The sequence below is a fragment of the Rhodococcus sp. Q genome (genome assembly GCF_005503035.1).
Classification (GTDB): domain Bacteria; phylum Actinomycetota; class Actinomycetes; order Mycobacteriales; family Mycobacteriaceae; genus Rhodococcus_G.
This window is the reverse complement of record NZ_SCOY01000020.1, coordinates 63,742-83,144: the sequence shown is the minus strand read 5'-3', so window position 1 is coordinate 83,144 and position 19,403 is coordinate 63,742. Positions and strand designations below refer to the sequence as shown.

Sequence of the window (19,403 nt, the reverse complement as noted above, 5' to 3'; positions counted from 1 at the left end):
TTTTTGTCGAGGTCGCGGCTGTCGGTCATTCAATTGAACGAATGTCCAGCCGAAATGGACGAATGTTCAGCAAACCCGCCCGTTACCGTTTCATGACCACTAGCCTACCCCGCGAGATGTGACCGTAATCACGCATGAGGCCCGCCCTTCGAGGCCGGCCCGTCGAGGAGGTACCAGTGCGTCTTTCCCTTCCCCGTCGCCTCGCGACACCGATGATCGCGGCCGTAGCCGCAACCGGGCTGATGCTCGGCGTGACCCACGGTGTCGCCGCCGCGGACACGCCCCCGCCGGCGACCTCCGGTGACAAGACGGCCGACAACCTGCGCTGGAACCTCAGCCTGACCGGCGTGAACGGAGCCTCGGTCGACCCGACTCAGGCGGGCGTGAACATCGTCCACCCGGGCGACACCGTCACGTACACCGCCAAGATCTGGAAGACCTCGGGCATCGGCCGGTACATGACCGCGATCCGGCAGATCCAGCCCGCCGGCTTCGAGTACCTCTCGCACACGATCAGCAAGCAGTCGAACGTCGCCAACGAGGGCGCCGCGGGCGTCAAGGCGACGTGCACCGGCGGCGGCTGCAACTCGGTGCCGGTCCTGGGCAACAAGGGCTACCTCGACAACGTGGACTTCGCCGTCACCTACAAGATCCCCACCACCCAGGCCTTCGGCGACTACAACGCCGGCTTCGTGTTCGACGTCTTCGCGTTCTCCACGCAGTCGGGCGCCAACCCCGCCGGTGCGTGGGTGCGCGTCGTCGACCCGGCCGTCGGCACCACCACCGACCTGCAGGCGCCCGCGACCGCGAAGACGGGTGAGTCCGTCACCCTGACCGCGAACGTCGGCCCGGCGAACTCGGTCGGCACCGTCCAGTTCAAGGACGGCGCCGCCGACATCGGTGCACCGGTTGCGGTGTCGGGTGGCGTCGCGACCCTCGCGCACACCTTCGACACGGTCGGCGCCCACGCGATCACCGCCGCGTTCACCGCAGGTGCCGGCTTCCACGACTCTGTGTCCGGTGTGAAGACCGTCGACGTCACCGCCGACACCACCACGACGCTGAACGCCCCCGCCACGGCAGTGGTCGGTGACGACGTCACCTTCACCGCCGACGTCACTCCGGCCGGCGCGACCGGTCAGGTCCAGTTCAAGGACGGCGGCGCCACCCTCGGCGCCCCCGTCGACGTCGTGAACGGCCAGGCCACCCTGACCCGCAAGTTCGTCGAGGCCGGTTCGCACAGCGTCACCGCGGACTTCGTCGGTACGGGCGGATACAACAACTCCGCGTCCGCGGCGGCCTCGCTGAGCATCACCGACGCCGATTTCGGAACCACCACAACGGTTCTCGAGCCCGTCACCGCCGTGGTCGGAACGCCGGTGAACCTGTCGGCGACCGTCTTCCCGATTCCGAGTGGCGGCACCGTCAACTTCCTGGTCGACGGCACCTCCGTCGGTACCGCGCCGGTCGGCACCGGTGACGGCGTCGCGGTCCTGCCGCACACCTTCACCTCCGCGGGCAGCGCGAACGTCGTGGCCGAGTTCTCCGGCATCGCCGGATTCACCGCATCCACCTCGGGCGGATTCACGGTCACCGTGAGCAACCCGGACACCCGCGTCGCCACCACCACGGCCCTCGCGGTCACCGGTAACACCGCGGTCGGGCAGACGGTCACCCTCACCGCGACCGTCGACCCGGCGAACGCCGACGGCACCGTTCAGTTCAAGTCCGGCACCACCGAGATCGGCGGCCCTGTCGCCGTGGTGAACGGTGTCGCGACCCTCACCCACACGTTCGACGCGGAGGGCACCTTCGCGGTGACCGCCGGCTTCACCGGTGGCAGTGGGTTCAAGGACTCGGTCTCCGGTCCGACCGTCCTGACCGTGACCGCCGCGGGCACGCCCGGTGGCGGAACCGGCAGCGTCGACTTCGGTTCGCTGACCAGCATCTTCACGTCCTAGCCGGTTCGGCCGGGCCCGGGTGACGCGCCCCCGGGCCCGGCCGGACCATCAGATTCTTCACCTTCATCCGTAGGAGATCGCGTGCAGAAGAAGAGAATTCGCGGAATCGTCGCCCCGTTGGGGGTGACCGCGCTCGCCGGTGCCACCCTCCTCGGCGGAATCCCCGCTCAGGCCGCGCCCGTCACCACCACCTTCAACAACACCTGCCTGGCGACGCCGTCCGCGGTCGCAGGCCCGCAGAGCCAGACCCAGGAAGCCTCGATCGTCGTGGACGCGCCCGCGTCGGTCAACGCGGGCGAGGAGTACGACGTCGTCGTCACGGCTCCGCCGATCAGCGTCCCGAACTCGAACTCCGGCTCGTCGCTGCAGAGTGTGTCGCGAGTCAAGGTCGACATGGAGGTGCCGCAGAACGCGCAGATCCTCGGCACCGAGATCATTCCGGGAACCAGCTCCGGGCTCAGTGGCGTCGCACCGAACCTGTTGCGGGTCAACGAGAACGGTGCCGTCGATGCGAACGGCCCGATCCTGCGGCTGTCCGGCAACAACCAGGTCATCGGCAACAGCCCCACATCGAGCAAGAGCTCCCGGGGTGGCATCGTCGCTCTCGCGCAGTCCGGCGCGAACACCACCTTCCAGCTGCCGCAGGTGAAGGTCCGGCTCAAGGCGGGCCCCTCGGGCACGGTCGACGTCAAGCTCCGCTCCGCCGGCGACGCCGGGCTCTACGGCAACGACAAGAACTACCTGACGTTCCTCCCGGAGGCGTCGCTCATCATCACCGCGTGGGCGCCGACCCAGTGCAGCCCGCGGGACACCTCGACGGCACCGGTCAACTCCGGCGCGGGCCCGCTCGCCACCACCAGCATCGTCGAGGCCGACAAGCAGACCACGACCACCATCGCCGCGCCGGGCGCGGTGAAGAACGGTGACGAGGTCACGCTGACCGCCAACGTGAACCCGGCGGCGAACGGTGGCACGGTCCAGTTCGCGATCAACGGATCGGACATCGGCGGTCCGGTTGCCGTCGCGAACGGCACCGCGAGCACCACCCACACCTTCGACACCGACGGCGACTTCACCGTCACCGCCGTCTACTCGGGCACTCAGGGATTCGTGGGCTCGACGTCGGCGCCGAAGACGATCAACGTCAGCACCGACGACATCGTCACCAGCGTCGTGATGACGGCGCCCGACAAGGCGTACGTCGACCAGGACGTCAACCTGCACGCGCAGGTGACGCCAGCGGTCCAGGGCGGCACCGTGGAGTTCACGATCAACGGTGGTGACAAGGTGACGGGCACGGTCGGTACCGACGGTGTCGCCGTCGCGCCGTACAAGTTCACCGGCACCGGCACCCACAGCGTGGTGGCCCGCTACTCGGGCACCGACGGTGTCGCCGCATCCGTGGCGCCCGCCTTCCCGGTCAGCGTCACGAACGCACCGGCGGCGGCCGTTCAGACCACGACGACGCTGAACCCGGTCGGAACCATCGCCAAGGGTCAGCCCGTCACGCTCACGGCGACGGTCGATCCGGCGAACGCCAACGGCACCGTGCAGTTCATGCTGGGCAACGTGCCGCTCGGGGCTCCGGTCCCGGTCGTGAACGGTGTTGCGACGCTGCCGACCACGTTCGCCAGCGCGGGAACCTTCAGCGTGACGGCGCAGTTCGTCGCATCGGCCGGGTTCATCGATTCGGATTCCGAGCCGCAGACGCTGACCGTCCCCGGTGACACCGATCCGGGTCCCGGCGGAACGGGCAGCCTCGACGGCCTGCTCGGCGGATTCGGATCGTCGCAGTAGGAGAGTGAGTGCGCAGATCACCCGGGTCGGTTGGCCCGGGTGATCTGCGTTTGCCGGAGGCATGTCTCCCGATCCCCGTTTCGGCGCCGATACGTCCCCGGTATCGGCTACTCCCCCACGCAAGAGCGGAGCCCGCGGCGCGACTCCGGGGCCGTCCAGGACGAGCATGTCGCCAGGCGTATCCGAGAAGGATCGGAAGGTGCGCCCTACACGCCCGCGGTGAGGGCGACCGTCAGCGGAACCGCGGTCAGGAAGACCATGGCCGTGACGAACAGCGCGATCACCAGGGACCGGTTCCACTGTCCTCGGGCTCCACTCGCGGCGGTGACGAACAGGACGAACCCGATGCAGACGGATCCGATGGTGAGCAGTACGGAAGAGTCGATCATGGTCCGATTCTCTCCTGCCGCCGACGCGTCGGTGTCGGTCGTTCGTGTGCTTTGCTCCGCGAGCAGCACCGTGGCCCGGCTAATCGCGGTAACGTTCCGTCACCATTCGTGCATCTTTTCGAAACCTCCCGATGTCACCATCTCCTCGTTGGTCGCGTCGGTCGTAGACCCTGGAAGGGGATAGGGCGTTGAGGAGCCTGAGGAAGTTCGTTGTGTCTGCGTCGGCAGCACTGGGGGTCACGGCAGGATTGCTGTCGGTGGGCGCGCCGGCTCAGGCGGCACCCGGTGGGTGCCCGAACCTGTACGTCGTCGCGGTCCCCGGCACCTGGGAGACGGGTGCGGCAGCGACGAACCCGGGCGCACCGGGCATGCTCGCAGGCGTCACCGACGGCCTGCGCGGCGCCGACATCCGCACCGATTACGTGCACTACGCGGCGACCGCCTTCCCCTGGGAGGGCGAGGTGTACGGCGCGTCGAAGCAGCAGGCGGTGACCTACTCCCGCGGGCTGCTCGAGGCGATGCAGGCCAGTTGCCCGGCCACGCGCTTCGCGATCATCGGCTACAGCCAGGGAGCGGATGCGGCAGGCGACCTCGCAAGCGAGATCGGGACCGGCCGCAGCACGATCCGGCCGGACAAGGTCGCGGCCGTCGGACTGCTGTCCGACCCGCAGCGTTCACCGACCGACGCCCTGATCGGTCCGATTGTCCCGGGCGGCGGTGCGGCAGGCCCGCGCGCCGGTGGCTTCGGATGGATCAGCGACCGGACCGTCACGTTCTGCGCTCCCGGCGACCTGTACTGCTCCACTGAGGACGACGACTACATCACCCGGGTGGCCGGCTTCGCCGCGACGAACTCCGATCCGGGCTCGTCGGACTCTCCCGACATCGCCACAGAGGGTGGTGCGCTCCTCCGGGATCTGGTCGGTGCGGGTGGAATCCCCATGTTGCAGAACCAGTTGACGGAGCAGGCGAATCTGCAACGCGCCGACGACCTCGCCGTGTTCTACGGGTCCGGTGCGCACCAGAACTACCAGGGTTACGTTGTGGACGCCGCGGGCAACACCCCGACGACCTGGCTGGCGACTTGGTTGCGTGACAAGGCCTGACGCCCGACTGCCCACGGCTCGAATCGCACACTGCGTACCGCGGCGCCTCCACCATCGGTGGAGGCGCCGCGGTGCATTTGCGCTGCCCCCCGGCCGACGGTCGAGCATCCGCACTTCGAAAGCCTCCCGACGAAAATCACCCTTGACGCGCTGTCCGGCGTCGCGGCAGGCCCTGACTCCTCGATCGGAGGGCGACCTTCGCGCCGACAGGTGGGTCACAATGGTCCGGTGTTCGGTTTCCGCGGTCCCACCGACGTCCGAAGTGTGCGTTCGCTGTACGAGCCGAGAGACCTGTTGCATGCCTACGAGGATCATGCGACTCGGGAGGTTCGACCCGACTCCGGTGAAGTTCTGATCCGGATACCGCTTCGCGACGGGACCGACCTGGAGGTCACGATCGTCGGCGCGCGGCCGGAGTGGACCGAGTCGCGCGTCCGTGCTCTGTGCACATCGCTCACCGACGTCGACCGACGGATGCGCCGTGTCCTCGGGGACGCGTTCGTCATCGGGTGGATCGAACTCGACGCCGCGGATCACGGCACCATCGACTACTGGGAGGTCGGGGTCAACAGTGAGTACGCCGTCGACATCGTGTGGACCGGTGACGGCTGGGCCGTCGACCGGCAGGCGGCCCGGTGACACACCGGTTCGCGTCACCGGGCGCTGGTAGGTTGACCGACTGTGAATGACTCGGCTTCCGTCGGTGTCGAACGTGACCACGTGCGGCCGTTGCTGAAGCGACTGGGTTTCCGGAAGCGTGCCCTCGTGTTCACCAGGGATCGTGGCGGTCTCACGGACGTCGTGTCGCTCCAACGCTCATCGGGGAATTCCGGTGGACACGTGCGGTTCTACGTGAACTGCGGCATCTACTCCGCGGAGTTCGCGACCGCGATCGGTGGCACCGCCTCGGCGCGGCCGCGCGAGGTCGACTGCCAGTTCCGCTGCCGTCTGGAGAAGCTCGTGCCCGGCATGCCGCCCTGGTTCGAGATCACCGACGACGAGGCCGCCGCCGCTGTCGGCGCCGAGGTGTCGGCCGGGTTGGAGGTGGGCGCGGGGGCCCTCGGGCTCGTCACGACGACCGATCAGGTGGCGGACCGCATCAGTGGAGGCGTGGCGACCGAGGCGTTCCGCTACCGCATCGCGACGGGCGACTGGGACTCTGCCCGGAGGCTCTACGGATCCATCCGGTTGGAGTTCGGCGCCGAGGAGCGCTGGCCTCGGATCGATGCCGTTCTCCGCCGCCACATTCCGGAGGCCGAACTCGATTCGATCCTGTCCTCGGTTCCACCCGTGTGACCCGGCGTGGTGGTGGACTGTCGTTCGGGTTCATCCACAGCTGTGGAAAAACCTGCTCAGCACTGTCTCTGATGACGGCGACGGCGCGACTACGCCGGGACGGCGGCGGGTAGACGCCTGGCGAGCCGTGCCGCGATCGCCGCGCACACGAGCAGTTGCATCTGGTGGAAGAGCATGAGCGGCAATACGATCAGGCCGATGGGCTGACCGGGGAACAGGACGGTCGCCATCGGGAGCCCGGTCGCGAGGGACTTGGTGGAGCCGCAGAACAGGATCGCGGTGCGGTCCTCGTACGAGAAGCCCAGCTTCCGCGATCCGTACCAGGTGAGCGCGAGAACGATCGCGAGGAGGACGGCGCAGACCCCGACGAGCGCGGCCAGGCGTCCGGGGGACAGCATCGACCAGATGCCCTCGTTCATGCCGCGGCTGAAAGCGACGTAGACGACGAGCAGGATGGAGCCGCGGTCGACGAGCTTGAGTGGTTTGCCGTGCTCCTTGACCCATCCGCCGATCCAGCGCCGCAGGAACTGTCCGGCGAGGAACGGCACGAGCAGCATGAGGACGATGTCGAGCACCGCCGACCCGCTGAAGGTCACGCCCTGTGTGGACATCGTGAGTGCCACGAGAACCGGCGTGACGATGATGCCGATCATGCTCGACGCGCTGGCCGAGACGACTGCGCCGGGGATGTTGCCGCGCGCCACCGACACCAGGGCGATCGCTGACTGGACGGTCGACGGCAGCAGGCACAGGTACAGCACGCCGAGGTACAGCGGTTCACTCAGCACCGACGGCACGAGAACCTTCGCTGCGAGCCCGAGCAGGGGGAACACGACGAACGTCGTGGCCAGGATCGTCAGGTGCAGGCGCCAGTGCCTGAGCCCGTCGATCGCCTCCTGTGTGGACAACCGAGCCCCGTACAGGAAGAACAGGAGCCCGATCGCGATCTTCGCGGCCCACGCCACGGTGTCCAGGGCGATCCCGTCCGCCGGCACGATCGCGGCGAACGCGACCGTGAGGAGGATTGCGACGAGGAACGGGTCGAGCCGTCCCAGCACGGGGATCTTCGAGAACATCGTTCGACGGTAGAGGCCGACCATGTCATTCGCGAACTTGATCGCTGTGATTTCAGCGATCACGAACTGTGATCGGCATGGTTGGATGGAGTGGTGTTCGAGCCGGTGCAACTGCGCAGCTTCCTCGCCGTCGAGCAGGAAGGGGGCTTCTCCGCCGCTGCGCGCAGGCTCGGTGTGCGGCAGTCGACGGTCAGTCAGCACGTCGCCAAACTCGAACTCGCCGCGGGCAGGCAACTGTTCCTGCGTGACACCCACGGCGTGGAGTTGACGGCGGACGGGTCGGCGATGGTCGGTTTCGCCCAGGACATCCTCGACCGACACGACGCCGCTGAACAGTACTTCGCGGGCTCGCCGGTCAGCGGCAGGCTCCGGTTCGGCGCTTCGGAGGATCTGGTGCTCAACGAGCTGCCGGAGATCCTCGGCGAATTCCGGCGCAGTCACCCGCGGGTCGACCTCGAGTTGACCGTCGGCCTGAGTGAGGACCTGCACCGGGGTCTCGCCGACAACTCCCTCGACCTGATGTTCGGCAAGCGGCGGCCGGGGGAGCGGCACGGCGAGCTCATCTTCCGTGACCGCCTGGCCTTTCATGCCGCGCCGGGCTTCGTGCTGGACGCCGACGGTCCGATCGCGCTCGTCACCTATCCGCCGCCGTCGCTGACGAGGGAAGCGGCGCTGGACGTCCTGCGTCGCAGCGGCCGTGGTGCCCGCGTCGCGTGCACCACCGACAGCCTCAACGGCCTGCGCGCCGCGGCGCTCGCGGGACTCGGCGTCGTCCTGCACGCCGAGAGCCTCCCGCCGCCGGGGCTCGAACCGGTCCGCGGTCAGGGTCTCCCCGACGCCGGGGACATCGAGTTCGTCCTTGTTTCCCGGCGCACCGTGCTGAGCGAGCCGGAATCGGCTTTGCGTGCAGTCATCTTCGACAACGCCAACCGGCTGCGGGCACGCAGTCGGAGGCGGTGAAGTGCAGGACGGTCAGGCCTCTGCCGTGGGAGTACAGACTCTCTACTCGAGTTGTGTTGCGCGTCAACGACCGCCACCGCCGTCGGACTCCCACCGCTGCTGTGCTGCTGCCCCTTCTTCTCGTGCGGCTACCCCGACTGCTCCTGCCGTCAGGAGATCAGTGGTGGATGTCCGAGAACCGGTCTTCGCGGCAGCCGTGAGGATGTCGTTCGCAGAATCCGGGTCCGTCCGAGGCGGCACGACCAGCAACACGATCTTCGTTCTATGGGGACCGGCGACGTAGATCGTGTCGACCGGCTGGAAGGGGTAGCCGTCGAGGCGGACGGCGCTCCCGGCAACGAAGATGCGGGTGGGTGCCGGCGCCCACTCGTCCACGTTGTAGAGCACACGCTGGACAGGGCCGAGTCTCAAGGACAGAACTTCGAGCAGGTCTGGGAGTTCACGCGTCAAGGTTCGGGTACGTGGCCACCACGCTCCGTCGACTGCCCCTGAAGAGGGTGCCTTCGACTTGAGCCGCAGGCGCGGAGTGTGGCCGGGCCGTGCGCGCGGCGGGGTGAAATAGGGTCGGGCGGGATGCAGCGTCATGATCGACGCTCCTGACTCGGCCGCGAAGGGCCGACTATTCGAATCGGTGACGACGCGACTCGATCCGCGCACGATGTGCCTCCGATACACCCAGTCTATCCCGTGGGCAGGGTGGGGTGCGTCCTGCCGGCGCCCTGCGGCGGCCTGATGTTTGTCTGGGTGCCTAGTTCGCGGGGTGAGCGGCCGCGAAGTCGGTCGGCCACAACGGCTGCAGCATGTGCCAGTCGGCGGGGTGTGCGCCGATACCGGCCGCGAATCGGTCGGCCAACGCCTGTGTCGTGCCGACCAGTCCGCGGGTGGCGTCGATCGGCGGGTCGACGTGGAAGCCCCAGCCGTCGGGTGTGAACCAGCAGTGCACCGGCAGTAGTGGTGCGCCGGTGTCGATCGCCAGCCTGGCCGGACCGGCCGGGATGCGGGTCGGTTCTCCGAAGAAGGTGACCGGCACCCCCGTGCCGGACAGGTCGCGTTCGGCGAGCAGCCCGACGACTCTTCCCTGTCGCAGCCTTGACGCCAGTTGTTCGAACGGCGGTGTCGCGGAACCGGTGAGAGGGATGATCTCGAATCCCAGACCCTCGCGGAACCGGACGAAGCGCCGGAACAGCGACTCGGGCCTGAGCCGTTCGGCGATCACGATGGGTGGGCCCACCCGTTGCGCCAGCCAGCAGCCAGCAAGATCCCAGTTCCCGCTGTGTGTCAACGCGAGTACCACGCCCTTGCCGTGCTCGACCGCCTCGTGAACGTGGTCGAGGCCGGTGGCCGAGGATTCGACCTGCTCGGCGAGCTGCACCGGATCCATCGACGGCAGCCGGAAGGCTTCGCACCAGTAGCGCGCATAGGAACGCAGGCTCGCATGCACGAGGCTGTCTGGCACCTGGGAGGGTGTTGCGTCAACCACCCGAGCCAGATTGCGTCGCAGCTGATCCGGGCCGCCGTTGCGCGCCGCACGATCGGCCGCGATGTCGAAGAGGCGTCCGGCCCACCGTTGCGGCAGTGTGCGTACAAGCCGCCACGCCGCCGCGTACCCGAGATCCCATGCTCGTTCCTTCGGGTGCACGTTCGTTCCTGCCGCTTACCCGTCGCCGTGCTGCTGGTCGGCGGGGATCCCGCTGAACACCGGACGACTCAGCCGCTCGTCGTCCTCGATCGAGATGGCGGTGACGGTGACCTCGTCGTCGAGGTGGCTGAACAGCCCCGTCGGCCGGCCTTCGTTCACAGTGCGGCTCCTTTGTGGTCCTTCGAATGGGCGGTGGCGATGACCTGTCGCATGAGGTCGTATCCGTGATCGGCGACTGTCCCCGAGGCGATGACGACGAGGGCAAGCATGCTTCCGCTCTCGCCGTACACGAACATGACGTCCGTGGGTTGACCGGGGATCGGACCGGTCACGACGATGCCGTCCGAGTCGTCGATGAGTCGTTGATTCCTGCTGATCTTGTTCCAGTCGAAGGCGATGCGCTCCACGGGCCCGAGCCGATCCGTCAGAGCCGTGACCAGAGAGTGCAATTCGGTTGTGGTGTTGGTGGTCCAGGGCCACCAGACACCGTCCACCTCGGCGTTGTTCTCCGAACGAGGCGTGAGCAGGACACGCGACGTGCGGGTGGTCGGGCTGAACGGCTGACGGTTGTCAGGAGTCGGTGTGTGTCGTCCCATGTCGTAGTGCGACGGGAGTGAGAACGGCGTCATGTGACGCTCCTCTGGGGTGGCCGCGAATCGGCCATCTGTTTCCAACCGGCGCAGACCGGAGAAAGTCAATTCCAGCTCATGGTGCGACCGATGACTCCAGTCTACAGTCCTCACGCAGCTCGTCGCCCGGCCAACGTCTTCTGCATGCATGGTCGAGCTGATGTGGGTTGTCGTTTACACGACAAGTGATCCCGTAGTCATGGGACGGATGGAATGCGTTGACTCCAGGTTCACTCGGCGCTGGTCGACTGTCCGGCATGGTGGAAAAAGGTGAGGCAGCCGCACTGGGCGAGGTTCTCGAATCGCTCAAGAGCGATTACCCCGGTCTCGCAGGCGACGAGGTCGACGCCATGGTCGCTCGCGCCAGGGACGACTTCGCAGGCAGGCCGATCCGCGACTTCGTGCCCCTGCTCGTCGAACGCCGCATCAGGTCGCAACTCGCTGCGAGCTAGACCCGGGTCCGCGTCACGCGGCGTGGTGGGTGATGCCCGCCGCCGCGTGCCCGATGGTGGCGTCGCCGTCGATCATGGTGCGCATGAACTTTCGTTGCTGCGCCATGCCGCGCACCGCGGCGCGGTCCCGGCCGCCGTCGCGGAGGGTGGCGATGGAGCGGAACGCGTTGACGGGGAAGCGGATCACCGGATACCAGGGCAGGACGAACCACGGTAGTCCTAGGGTGCGCATCGCGCCCGGTCCGAGGAATGCGCTGGTGATCGACAGGTGCTGGGAGCGCGCGATCCGGCGGCGCAGCGTGGGGAACGCGCCGTAGTTCCAGGACAGCGGGTCGTCGATCATCGGGATCGAGAGCTGTTGCGTTGTCTCGTCGGGCGTCGACAGCGCGTACGACGTGTGGAGCAGCACGCGGACCGAGTCGCGGAAACTGGTGGGCAGGAACTCGTCGTGCACGCCCATGAGCCGGCCGACGTACCGGGTCAGGTGCGCGACGGCGTCGTACTCGGTGGGCCGGTGGACGGTTCCCATCGCGATCGCGCCGACGCTCGGCGCGATGAGCGCGCCGACGAGGGTGGCGGCCATGTCGGTCTGGTTGATCGGCAGCCCCCAGGCGTCGGAGTCCCAGTCGGGCAGTGCCGTGACGTGCCGCCGAACCATGGCATGGATCAGCCGGACCCGGACGGTGGATCGGTAACCCACCCCGCCCGGGGCGAGCCCGTTCTCGGTGATGACGTCGAGCGCCCACTGTGACGTTTCGGCGAAGCGGGCGTTCGAGCCCTTCTCGAGTGCGCCGGTGCGCAGCAGGGTCTGGTTGAAACCGGAGAACATGTAGCCGCCCAGCAGTGCGACGTCGCGGGCGATGTACAGCGCGTCCGCGCCGCCGCTGCGCATCACCTTCGCGGCGACGTCGAGTGCGTCCCGATCCACCCAGTCCGGGACCGTCTCGACCTCGGTGAAGAACTCGCGCAGCGGTTCGGGGGCGTCCGCGACGGAGTCGATGCCGCCCGCGAGCGCCTGCTCGAAGAGGGGACGGCTCACGCTCATGCCCGCTGTGTACATCCACTCGACCAGTCGGTCGGCGAGTTCGTCACCGACCGTGAGGCAGTCGCCGAGGCGTCGGAACTGCGCGGTATCCGGCTTGCGCAGGCCCAGTGCCAGGCCGAAGGCCCGGATGCCGACCGGCACGGTGCAGGGGCCGTCCGGGTGGCGGGCGGGGAGTGCAGACGTCATCGGGTGGGCCCTTCGATCGACACCAGGTTTGGACAACACGCGTGCTCCAAAACATAGGGTGACGGTAGAGTGCTGTCAATGGCACGTGCAGATGTGGTGCGGGACTACGGCGGGGTCAGTGCGGACGACCGCCGCGCGCAGCGGCGCCGCAAACTCCTCGACGCGGGGCGTCAGGCATGGGGCGAAACGGGACTCGGCGAGGTCACCGTCCGCGGGGTGTGCAGCGCGTCCGGCCTGCAGCCCCGCTACTTCTACGAGCAGTTCGCCAACCGCGACGCGTTGATCGAGGCCGTCGCGGACGAGGTCCGAGGAGAACTGTTCGCCACGCTCGTCGAATCCAGCCGCACCACGGACGGCGAACTCGAGGACAAGCTGCGCGCAGCACTGACGGCATTCCTGTGCGCCATCGACGCCGACCCGAACGTGCACCGCATCATGCGCACCGATCTCGCCGGCGTGCCCGGGCTGGAACGCCGCAGGGTCGAGAGTCTGAACATGGTCGCCGACCTGATGCTGCTGCACGGCAACGGAATTCCCGGCTTCGGAGCACCCGAGGGTGTCGATCTGCGCCGATACGCACGCTTCGTCGCCGGCGGCGTCAACCACCTCATCGACAACTGGCTCGAAACGCAGGACGAGTCGCCCGAGGAGCTCGCCGAGCTGTGCACAAGGCTGTGCATGACCTTCGCCGACGCCGTGAATCGCTGAGCGGACGCCGGATCCGCCGGATCAGCGGTGTCGCGTCAGCAGGTCCCGCACATGGCCGGTCTCGTTGACGGAAGCCGGACGCGCCTTCCCGTTGCGGGAGAAGAGAATCCGCGACACCGAGGCGTACTCGATGGGGAAGGTCAGCGGACGCTCCAGGCCGAGCAGGTGCTGCAGGTAGATGTTGATGACGCCGCCGTGTGCGAAGACGGCGACGGTGTCCTCGTGGTCGGAGTCGGCGACGACGCGACCCATGGCGTCCAGGACACGCGCCCGGAACACCTCGGCGTCGACGAACTCGGGGAGGTGGCCGGCGAGGATGCGCGCGTAGGCCTCGGGCGCCGCGGTCTTCGCCTCGTGGATGGGGATGTAGTGGGCGAGCTCGCTGTCGTACTCGGCGAGGTCCTTGTCCACGTCGACGACGAGTCCGCGGGCCTCGGCGAGCGGGGCCGCGGTCTGGCGGGCGCGCAACTGCGGGCTGCTGACGATCCGCGCCACCGGATACACGGCGAGGGCATCCGGCAATCGTGCGGCCTGGGCGTGGCCCTCGGCGGTGAGCGCCGGGTCGGCCGGCGCGTCATCGGTGAAGAGGCGTTCGGGCAGCGCGTGGCGGATCAGGAGCAGTTGCACCCAGTCACCATGACAGACGGCCCCGGCGTCTATCGGCGCGGGTCGGGACCGGCAACCGTCCGAATCAGGTCCGCGAGCCGATCGGGTTGATCGACCATCGCCACATGGTGCGCCGGACGGAGTACCTCGAACCGCGCTCCGAGCGTCGATGCCAGTCGTCGTTGACTGCGCAGCCACAGGGCGCCCCACGGTGTCGGGCGTCCGGTGTGCGCGGCGACCACCAGCGCCGCCGCCGAGAACGCCGTACGCCTGCGCAGCGCGAACACCTCTCGCGCCAGATCCGGGAAGACCGCGTTCTCCACCAACGCCGCTTCCAGATAGGACGGCGACCGCCAGATCCGTCGCACCCAGGCGCCCCTCGCATCGCCCGCGCTCGCCGAGTGGTCGAGCAGACGCCACGCAGGCACGGCCAGCCGGCGCTGCAGGCCGGTCGCGGTGACCACCGACGCCACGGTCCGTGCCGCCGCGAGGCGCCACCGCCGGGGTATCAGCCCCGCGCCGCCGCTCACGCTCGCGTCGAGCAGCACCACTGCCGCGGTCCGGTCCGGGTGCAGGCGCGCGAACGCCTCGACGTAGAACCCCGCCAGCGAGTGCCCGACGACGATCACCGGACCGGACAGATCGACGGCGTCGAGGACGGCGGCGATGCGATCGGCCTCGCCGTGCGCGGTCGGCGGCATCCCGGAGGGCGCGCTGAGCCCGAAGCCGGGCCGGTCGAACCGCACCACCGGCCGGTCCCGTGCGAGGACGGCCGCGACCGCGTCCCAGTCGAACCAGTTGCCCGCCAGTCCGCCACACAGCACGACCGGCACCCCGCCGGCACCCGACCGAATCGCACATTCGGTCAGCACCACGTGCAGGTCGTGGCCGTCGACGCGAATCATCCGACCCGGAGTCGTCACGTCGACCTGCGCTGCCAGGCGGCGACCAATGCGAGGTACGCGATCCATCCCGACACCGCGAGCAGTTGCAGACGCTGGGCGTAGCCGAGCAGCCAGAAGTCGTCACCGCGTCCGTCGGCGTCCACCGCCCACAGTGTCCACACGGTCCCGACGACGTATGTGGCGACGATCCCGACCACCGACCAGCGCAGCCACCGCGGCCAGCCGTAGCGGTACGCGGCGGCGAGGAACGCCAGCACGGACACGGCCGCAGCCGTCGCCGCGGAGGCGCTGGTGGTCTCGTGTAGCAGGCGGGCGTCGTCGTAGACGCCCGCGTCCTCCAGTGCCGCGCACTGCGCGCCGGCGTGGGCTGCGCAGTGCAGGGGCATCCGTGAATCCGCCATGGTGGCGACCGCGAACACGCCCAGCGCTGCCCAGCCGATGGTCGTCAGGAGGCGACGTCTCAGCGTCAACGCGAGGATCGCCGCGACGAGCAGGATCGCTCCGGTGACGAGATCGGCTGTGCGAAAAAGGAATCCGTACGGTTGATCGAGCGCAGCCAGTTCGCTGGTGTAGGCGCGCGCTGGGTCCAGGCCGGTCGGCAGGACGAGTTCGAGCAGCCACGACGTGTACGTGACGGCGCCGATCGCGAGGAGTGCGACGAGGACGCCCGCTCTTCGGTGCGAAGAGGGTGTGGGCGCCGTGTCGGTGATCACTGCTTCGGTTTGGCCAATGGGAAGGCGAGGGTTTCGCGGATGCTGCCGCCCGTGATGAGCATGACGATGCGGTCCACACCCATGCCGAGGCCACCGGTCGGCGGCATGGCGTGTTCGAGTGCCTGCAGGAAGTCCTCGTCGAGTTCCATCGCCTCCTCGTCACCGCCTGCGGCGAGCAACGACTGCTCGGTGAGTCGCTGCCGCTGGTCGATCGGATCGGTGAGTTCGCTGTAGGCGGTGCCCAATTCGATGCCCCACGCGACGAGATCCCACTTCGCGGCGACCCCCTCGATCGTCGGGTGCTTGCCGGTCAGCGGCGACATCGACGTCGGGAAGTTCGTGTAGAAGGTGGGGAACTCGGTGTGGTCCTCGACGAGGTGCTCGTACATCTCCTGCGCGACGGCGCCGGTGTCCCAGTCCGGCTGATACGGGATCTCGTGCGCGTCGCACAGGCTGTGCAGCTCGGAAAGTGGTGTGTCCGGCCCGATGTCGACGCCGATCTTCTCCGACACCGCACCGTGCATCGTCTTCACCGGCCACTCACCGGAGATGTCGACCTCGACCATCTCGCCGTCCGGGCCGGGCCGCAGGATGATCTCGCGGCCGTGCGCGGCGACCGCCGCCGCCTGGATCAGTTCCCGGCACAGCACCATCATCCGCTCGTAGTCGCTGTGCGCCTCGTACGCCTCGAGGATCGTGAACTCGGGGTTGTGCTTGAAGTCGACGCCCTCGTTGCGGAACACGCGGCCGATCTCGAACACCTTCTCCATCCCCGCGACGCACAACCGTTTCAGGTACAGCTCCGGCGCGATCCGCAGGTACAGGTCCAGGTGGTAGGCGTTGATGTGGGTGACGAACGGGGCCGCGTTCGCGCCGCCGTGCACCTGCTGCAGGATCGGCGTCTCCACCTCCAGGAACGCCCGCGACGTCAGAGTGTCCCGCAACGACCGCACGATCGCCGTCCGCGCCACCAGCAGCTCACGCGCGGCCGGGTTGATCGCGAGGTCCACATAGCGTTGCCGCACCCGGGTTTCCGGGTCGGACAGGCCCTTCCACTTGTCGGGAAGCGGGTGCAGGCACTTGCCGTTCATCCGCCAGTCCGCCGCCAGCAGCGACAGCTCGCCCTTGCGACTGCGTCCGATCCTGCCGCTCACCTCGATGAGGTCCCCGAGGTCGAAGTCTGCGGTGAACTCGTCCAGGCGGTCGCCGACGATGTCGCGGTCGAACAGCACCTGAAGGTCGCCGGACCAGTCGCGGACCACCGCGAATGCGACGCCGCCATAGGCGCGGATCCGCAGCACGCGTCCCGCGATCCGCACCTGCGTCCCCTCGGGTGACGCCCCCGCCGCTTCGACGCTGTGCGTCGGCGGGTACGCCACCGGGTACGCGTCGACGCCCTCGTCGGCGAGGCGGGCGAGCTTGTCCATCCGCACCCGGACCTGCTCCGGCCTGCGTGGGCCGGGAGGCACCACCTCGGTCGGGGGGACGAGCGGTGCGACGCCGTCGGGGGCGCTGCCGTCGGCGTGCAGTCCCGCACTGATCGACGTGGGCACCGATTCGTGTACGCCGGTGTGGGCCGCGGCGTCCCCACGCCGGAAGCTCGGCAGCGTCAGGAAGCCCTCCGCGATCGCGGACGCGACGCCGACCTTCGGCAGGACCCGTCGATCGGCGAAGCACAGGTACCGCGGCGCCCAATCCGGCTTGTACTTCACGTTCGACCGGTACAGCGCCTCCAACTGCCACCACTTCGACGCAAACACCAGCAGCGACCGCCACATCCGCAGCACCGGGCCTGCGCCGATCCGTGCACCCTCCTCGAACACGGACCGGAACACCGCGAAGTTCAACGAGATCCGGTTGATGCCGAACCGTTCGCCCTGGGTGGCGAGCTCGGTGACCATGAGTTCCACGGTCCCGTTCGGTGACTGCGGGTTGCGGCGCATCAGATCCAGCGACACCCCGTTCGCGCCCCACGGGACCAGCGACAGGATGCCGAAGACCTCGCCCGGGGTTCCGCCGTCCCCCTCCGGTCCGAGGGCTTCGACGAGCAGGCAGTCGCCGTCGGCCGGATCTCCGAGCCGTCCCAGCGCCATCGAGAAGCCGCGTTCGGTCTCGGTGTCGCGCCAGGCGTCGGCCAGCGCGACCACCCGTGCCATGTCTTCGGGCGGGACGTCGCGGTGCCGCCGGATCCGCACCGTCACCCCTTGCTTGTGGACGCGGTTCACGGCCTGCCGCACCTGCCGCATGTCGCGTCCGGCGAGGTCGAAATCGCGGGTGTGCAGGATCGCCTCGTCACCGAGCTGCAGCACCACGAGCCCGGCGCGGTCGTACGCGGTGGCTCCCGCTTCGCTCGCCCCCATGACCGCGGGCGTCCACCCGTACTTCGCGGCGAGGTCCAGCCAGGCGTCGATGGCGTGCGGCCACGCCTCCTCGTCGCCGATCGGATCGCCGCTGGCCAGGCACACTCCCACCTCGACGCGGTAGGTGACGGCCGCCTTCCCCGACGGCGCGAACACGACGGCCTTGTCGCGGCGGGTCGCGAAGTAGCCGAGCGAGTCGTCGCCGCCGGACCGCGCCAGCAGACCCCGCAGCGCGGACTCGTCGTGGCCCGTCAACGCGTTCGACGCGCGCTGCGATCGGAACAACACCACGACGGCCGCGAGCAGCGCGAGCGCACCGAACAGGCCGAGCAGCGTGTTGACGAATCCGTGCGGACGGCCGCTGAACTGCTCGTTGTCCACGGCGGCGAGGGCCGTCACCCGGTTCAACGCCCACAGGAACCGTTCGTCCTGCGGCAGTGATCCCGGGAAGAGTTCCACCAGGCCCCACCCGACGAGCGTGCCGAGTGCCAGCCCGGCGACCAGGACGCCGAGCGCCTTCCAGACGGCTCCGCGGCGCACCCGGGTGTAGAACTGCGGCCGGGCCGCGACGAGGAGCGCGATCACCGCGACGTGCACCGCGCACGCGACGGCCGCGTTGGCGTCGCGGTCGGCGATGGCGACGGCGAGATTCGCCAACCCGATCAGGGTCAGGTAGACCGTCAGCAACCACCACGCGATCCGCTTGCGGCTGGCGAGGGCCGCGGCGAGCAGGCCGAGCACGAGTGCCCACGCGAAGCTCGTGTCGGGCGCGTCGAAGTAGTAGTCGTCGATGTACACGCGGACCGGGCGGACCAGGTACCGGATCACCGGCGACAGGCTCCACAGGAACACCAGCACGGCGAAGACGCCGATGATCAGGCCCGCGATGTGCGGTACCTGCGACAGGCGTGAGGCGGTCGGGCGACGTAACGCACGTGATGGACTCGGCTTCGACGGAGCTGACAGTTCACCTGTGGCGGTCGGCGGCATGAACCCAGTGTGAGGGCTCGCCGAGTCCGGTGCGGGATGATGGAGGGCATGTCCGCCCCCGAAGACGTCCCCATCCGTGACGAAGTCATCCGCCTCGGCCAGTTCCTCAAACTCGCCAACCTCATCGAATCAGGCGCCGAAGGCAAAGAGGTGATCGCCGACGGCCACGTCACCGTCAACGGCGACGTCGAAGTGCGGCGCGGTCGGCAGCTGCGGGAGGGCGACGTCGTGGAGATCGGCGGGATGAGCGCGCGCGTCGCGCGGGAGTGACGGTCGGCCCGACACTCACCGCGGCGTGGGTGTGATCTGGACGAACGGTTCGGGCATGTACGGCCGGCACGCTTGATCCTTCAGGTCGCGCTCGGATGGCGTGAGGAGTTGCTTTCCGTGCCCGACGACGAGCCACCGGGGTTCGGTGGTTGTCCTGCCGTCCGCTGCGTTCTCTGTGGTGAAGCGGACGCGAGGACTCCACAGCGTGTAGAGCAGGTGGTTGCTGCCGGCGAACAGGCCGCCGGTATCGCGGTCTCGGTAGTAGAGAGAGGCCGGGTGTGAAGTACTCGCAGAGGGTGAACTCGATGGTGCCCT

20 protein-coding genes are annotated in these 19,403 nt (G+C 68.6%); 9 read left to right on the top strand and 11 right to left on the bottom strand.

Annotated features, from left to right (window positions below; genetic code table 11):
- The first annotated feature begins 176 nt into the window (after nucleotides 1–176).
- A complete protein-coding gene (locus tag FFS72_RS18130) occupies nucleotides 177–1,961 on the top strand; it encodes an Ig-like domain-containing protein (RefSeq protein ID WP_249353392.1) in 1,785 nt (594 codons plus the stop codon).
- Between the two features lie 81 nt (nucleotides 1,962–2,042).
- Nucleotides 2,043–3,758: an Ig-like domain-containing protein gene (locus tag FFS72_RS18125; RefSeq protein WP_137875220.1), complete on the top strand. Its 1,716-nt coding sequence runs from the start codon at nucleotides 2,043–2,045 to the stop codon at nucleotides 3,756–3,758.
- A gap of 206 nt (nucleotides 3,759–3,964) precedes the next feature.
- Here FFS72_RS18125 and FFS72_RS18120 read toward each other — a convergent pair whose 3' ends face one another.
- Nucleotides 3,965–4,147: a hypothetical protein gene (locus FFS72_RS18120; RefSeq protein ID WP_137875219.1), complete on the bottom strand. Its 183-nt coding sequence runs from the start codon at nucleotides 4,145–4,147 to the stop codon at nucleotides 3,965–3,967.
- A gap of 212 nt (nucleotides 4,148–4,359) precedes the next feature.
- Here FFS72_RS18120 and FFS72_RS18115 point away from each other — a divergent pair, with 212 nt between their 5' ends.
- The 3 genes from FFS72_RS18115 (at nucleotide 4,360) to FFS72_RS18105 (ending at nucleotide 6,549) form a co-directional block, all read left to right on the top strand.
- On the top strand, nucleotides 4,360–5,253 hold the full coding sequence (locus FFS72_RS18115; protein ID WP_249353391.1) for a cutinase family protein: 894 nt from the start codon (nucleotides 4,360–4,362) through the stop codon (nucleotides 5,251–5,253).
- A 228-nt stretch (nucleotides 5,254–5,481) separates the two neighbouring features.
- On the top strand, nucleotides 5,482–5,892 hold the full coding sequence (locus FFS72_RS18110; protein ID WP_137875217.1) for a hypothetical protein: 411 nt from the start codon (nucleotides 5,482–5,484) through the stop codon (nucleotides 5,890–5,892).
- Between the two features lie 42 nt (nucleotides 5,893–5,934).
- Nucleotides 5,935–6,549 carry a DUF4304 domain-containing protein gene (locus FFS72_RS18105; RefSeq protein WP_137875216.1) on the top strand — a complete coding sequence of 205 codons (615 nt, stop codon included), beginning with the start codon at nucleotides 5,935–5,937 and terminating at the stop codon, nucleotides 6,547–6,549.
- An 89-nt stretch (nucleotides 6,550–6,638) separates the two neighbouring features.
- Here FFS72_RS18105 and FFS72_RS18100 read toward each other — a convergent pair whose 3' ends face one another.
- Nucleotides 6,639–7,625, bottom strand: a complete 987-nt coding sequence (locus FFS72_RS18100; RefSeq protein WP_137875215.1) for a bile acid:sodium symporter family protein — start codon at nucleotides 7,623–7,625, stop codon at nucleotides 6,639–6,641.
- A gap of 93 nt (nucleotides 7,626–7,718) precedes the next feature.
- On the opposite strand from FFS72_RS18100, the gene FFS72_RS18095 reads away from it, so the two are divergent.
- Entirely contained in the window at nucleotides 7,719–8,585 is an 867-nt protein-coding gene (locus tag FFS72_RS18095) for a LysR family transcriptional regulator (RefSeq protein WP_137875214.1), read from the top strand.
- Nucleotides 8,586–8,648: 63 nt separating this feature from the next.
- Here FFS72_RS18095 and FFS72_RS18090 read toward each other — a convergent pair whose 3' ends face one another.
- The 4 genes from FFS72_RS18090 to FFS72_RS18080 all read right to left on the bottom strand — a co-directional run bounded on the left by FFS72_RS18090 (nucleotide 8,649) and on the right by FFS72_RS18080 (nucleotide 10,853).
- Nucleotides 8,649–9,170, bottom strand: a complete 522-nt coding sequence (locus tag FFS72_RS18090) for a DUF5994 family protein (protein WP_137875213.1) — start codon at nucleotides 9,168–9,170, stop codon at nucleotides 8,649–8,651.
- A gap of 163 nt (nucleotides 9,171–9,333) precedes the next feature.
- On the bottom strand, nucleotides 9,334–10,224 hold the full coding sequence (locus tag FFS72_RS18085; protein WP_137875212.1) for a phosphatidylinositol mannoside acyltransferase: 891 nt from the start codon (nucleotides 10,222–10,224) through the stop codon (nucleotides 9,334–9,336).
- 15 nt (nucleotides 10,225–10,239) lie between these two features.
- Nucleotides 10,240–10,383 (bottom strand): hypothetical protein, encoded by a 144-nt coding sequence (locus tag FFS72_RS26515; protein WP_171018733.1) that lies wholly within the window; start codon nucleotides 10,381–10,383, stop codon nucleotides 10,240–10,242.
- Nucleotides 10,380–10,853 carry a DUF5994 family protein gene (locus FFS72_RS18080; RefSeq protein WP_249353390.1) on the bottom strand — a complete coding sequence of 158 codons (474 nt, stop codon included), beginning with the start codon at nucleotides 10,851–10,853 and terminating at the stop codon, nucleotides 10,380–10,382. Before FFS72_RS18080 ends, FFS72_RS26515 begins: the two co-directional genes overlap by 4 nt.
- 257 nt (nucleotides 10,854–11,110) lie before the next feature.
- On the opposite strand from FFS72_RS18080, the gene FFS72_RS18075 reads away from it, so the two are divergent.
- Nucleotides 11,111–11,305 carry a three-helix bundle dimerization domain-containing protein gene (locus FFS72_RS18075; protein ID WP_137875211.1) on the top strand — a complete coding sequence of 65 codons (195 nt, stop codon included), beginning with the start codon at nucleotides 11,111–11,113 and terminating at the stop codon, nucleotides 11,303–11,305.
- 13 nt (nucleotides 11,306–11,318) lie between these two features.
- Here the strand turns inward: FFS72_RS18075 and FFS72_RS18070 are convergent, their stop codons facing one another.
- Nucleotides 11,319–12,536: an oxygenase MpaB family protein gene (locus tag FFS72_RS18070; RefSeq protein WP_137875210.1), complete on the bottom strand. Its 1,218-nt coding sequence runs from the start codon at nucleotides 12,534–12,536 to the stop codon at nucleotides 11,319–11,321.
- A gap of 78 nt (nucleotides 12,537–12,614) precedes the next feature.
- Here FFS72_RS18070 and FFS72_RS18065 point away from each other — a divergent pair, with 78 nt between their 5' ends.
- Nucleotides 12,615–13,244, top strand: coding sequence for a TetR/AcrR family transcriptional regulator (locus FFS72_RS18065; protein WP_137875209.1), 630 nt, complete (start codon nucleotides 12,615–12,617; stop codon nucleotides 13,242–13,244).
- A 21-nt stretch (nucleotides 13,245–13,265) separates the two neighbouring features.
- On the opposite strand, the gene FFS72_RS18060 is transcribed toward FFS72_RS18065, so the two are convergent.
- Genes FFS72_RS18060 through lysX form a run of 4 tightly spaced genes read right to left on the bottom strand, consistent with a single transcriptional unit; the run spans nucleotide 13,266 to nucleotide 18,818 of the window.
- A complete protein-coding gene (locus FFS72_RS18060) occupies nucleotides 13,266–13,871 on the bottom strand; it encodes a histidine phosphatase family protein (protein ID WP_137875208.1) in 606 nt (201 codons plus the stop codon).
- A gap of 29 nt (nucleotides 13,872–13,900) precedes the next feature.
- Nucleotides 13,901–14,773, bottom strand: a complete 873-nt coding sequence (locus FFS72_RS18055) for an alpha/beta fold hydrolase (RefSeq protein WP_249353389.1) — start codon at nucleotides 14,771–14,773, stop codon at nucleotides 13,901–13,903.
- Nucleotides 14,770–15,468, bottom strand: a complete 699-nt coding sequence (locus FFS72_RS18050) for a DUF998 domain-containing protein (RefSeq protein ID WP_249353388.1) — start codon at nucleotides 15,466–15,468, stop codon at nucleotides 14,770–14,772. Before FFS72_RS18050 ends, FFS72_RS18055 begins: the two co-directional genes overlap by 4 nt.
- Nucleotides 15,465–18,818 (bottom strand): bifunctional lysylphosphatidylglycerol synthetase/lysine--tRNA ligase LysX, encoded by a 3,354-nt coding sequence (lysX, locus tag FFS72_RS18045; protein WP_137875207.1) that lies wholly within the window; start codon nucleotides 18,816–18,818, stop codon nucleotides 15,465–15,467. The genes FFS72_RS18050 and lysX overlap by 4 nt, the downstream gene beginning before the upstream one ends.
- Before the next feature lie 48 nt (nucleotides 18,819–18,866).
- Here lysX and FFS72_RS18040 point away from each other — a divergent pair, with 48 nt between their 5' ends.
- Nucleotides 18,867–19,088: an RNA-binding S4 domain-containing protein gene (locus FFS72_RS18040; RefSeq protein WP_137875206.1), complete on the top strand. Its 222-nt coding sequence runs from the start codon at nucleotides 18,867–18,869 to the stop codon at nucleotides 19,086–19,088.
- The last annotated feature ends 315 nt before the right edge of the window (nucleotides 19,089–19,403 follow it).

Excerpts from the sequence above, each read along its gene's own strand:
- FFS72_RS18120 (WP_137875219.1), bottom strand. The coding sequence starts at position 4,147 with ATGATCGACTCTTCCGTACTGCTCACCATCGGATCCGTCTGCATCGGG.
- FFS72_RS18100 (WP_137875215.1), bottom strand. The coding sequence starts at position 7,625 with ATGTTCTCGAAGATCCCCGTGCTGGGACGGCTCGACCCGTTCCTCGTC.
- FFS72_RS18090 (WP_137875213.1), bottom strand. The coding sequence starts at position 9,170 with ATGACGCTGCATCCCGCCCGACCCTATTTCACCCCGCCGCGCGCACGG.
- FFS72_RS18080 (WP_249353390.1), bottom strand. The coding sequence starts at position 10,853 with ATGACGCCGTTCTCACTCCCGTCGCACTACGACATGGGACGACACACA.
- FFS72_RS18075 (WP_137875211.1), top strand. The coding sequence starts at position 11,111 with ATGGTGGAAAAAGGTGAGGCAGCCGCACTGGGCGAGGTTCTCGAATCG.
- FFS72_RS18070 (WP_137875210.1), bottom strand. The coding sequence starts at position 12,536 with ATGACGTCTGCACTCCCCGCCCGCCACCCGGACGGCCCCTGCACCGTG.
- FFS72_RS18065 (WP_137875209.1), top strand. The coding sequence starts at position 12,615 with ATGGCACGTGCAGATGTGGTGCGGGACTACGGCGGGGTCAGTGCGGAC.
- lysX (WP_137875207.1), bottom strand. The coding sequence starts at position 18,818 with ATGCCGCCGACCGCCACAGGTGAACTGTCAGCTCCGTCGAAGCCGAGT.
- FFS72_RS18040 (WP_137875206.1), top strand. The coding sequence starts at position 18,867 with ATGTCCGCCCCCGAAGACGTCCCCATCCGTGACGAAGTCATCCGCCTC.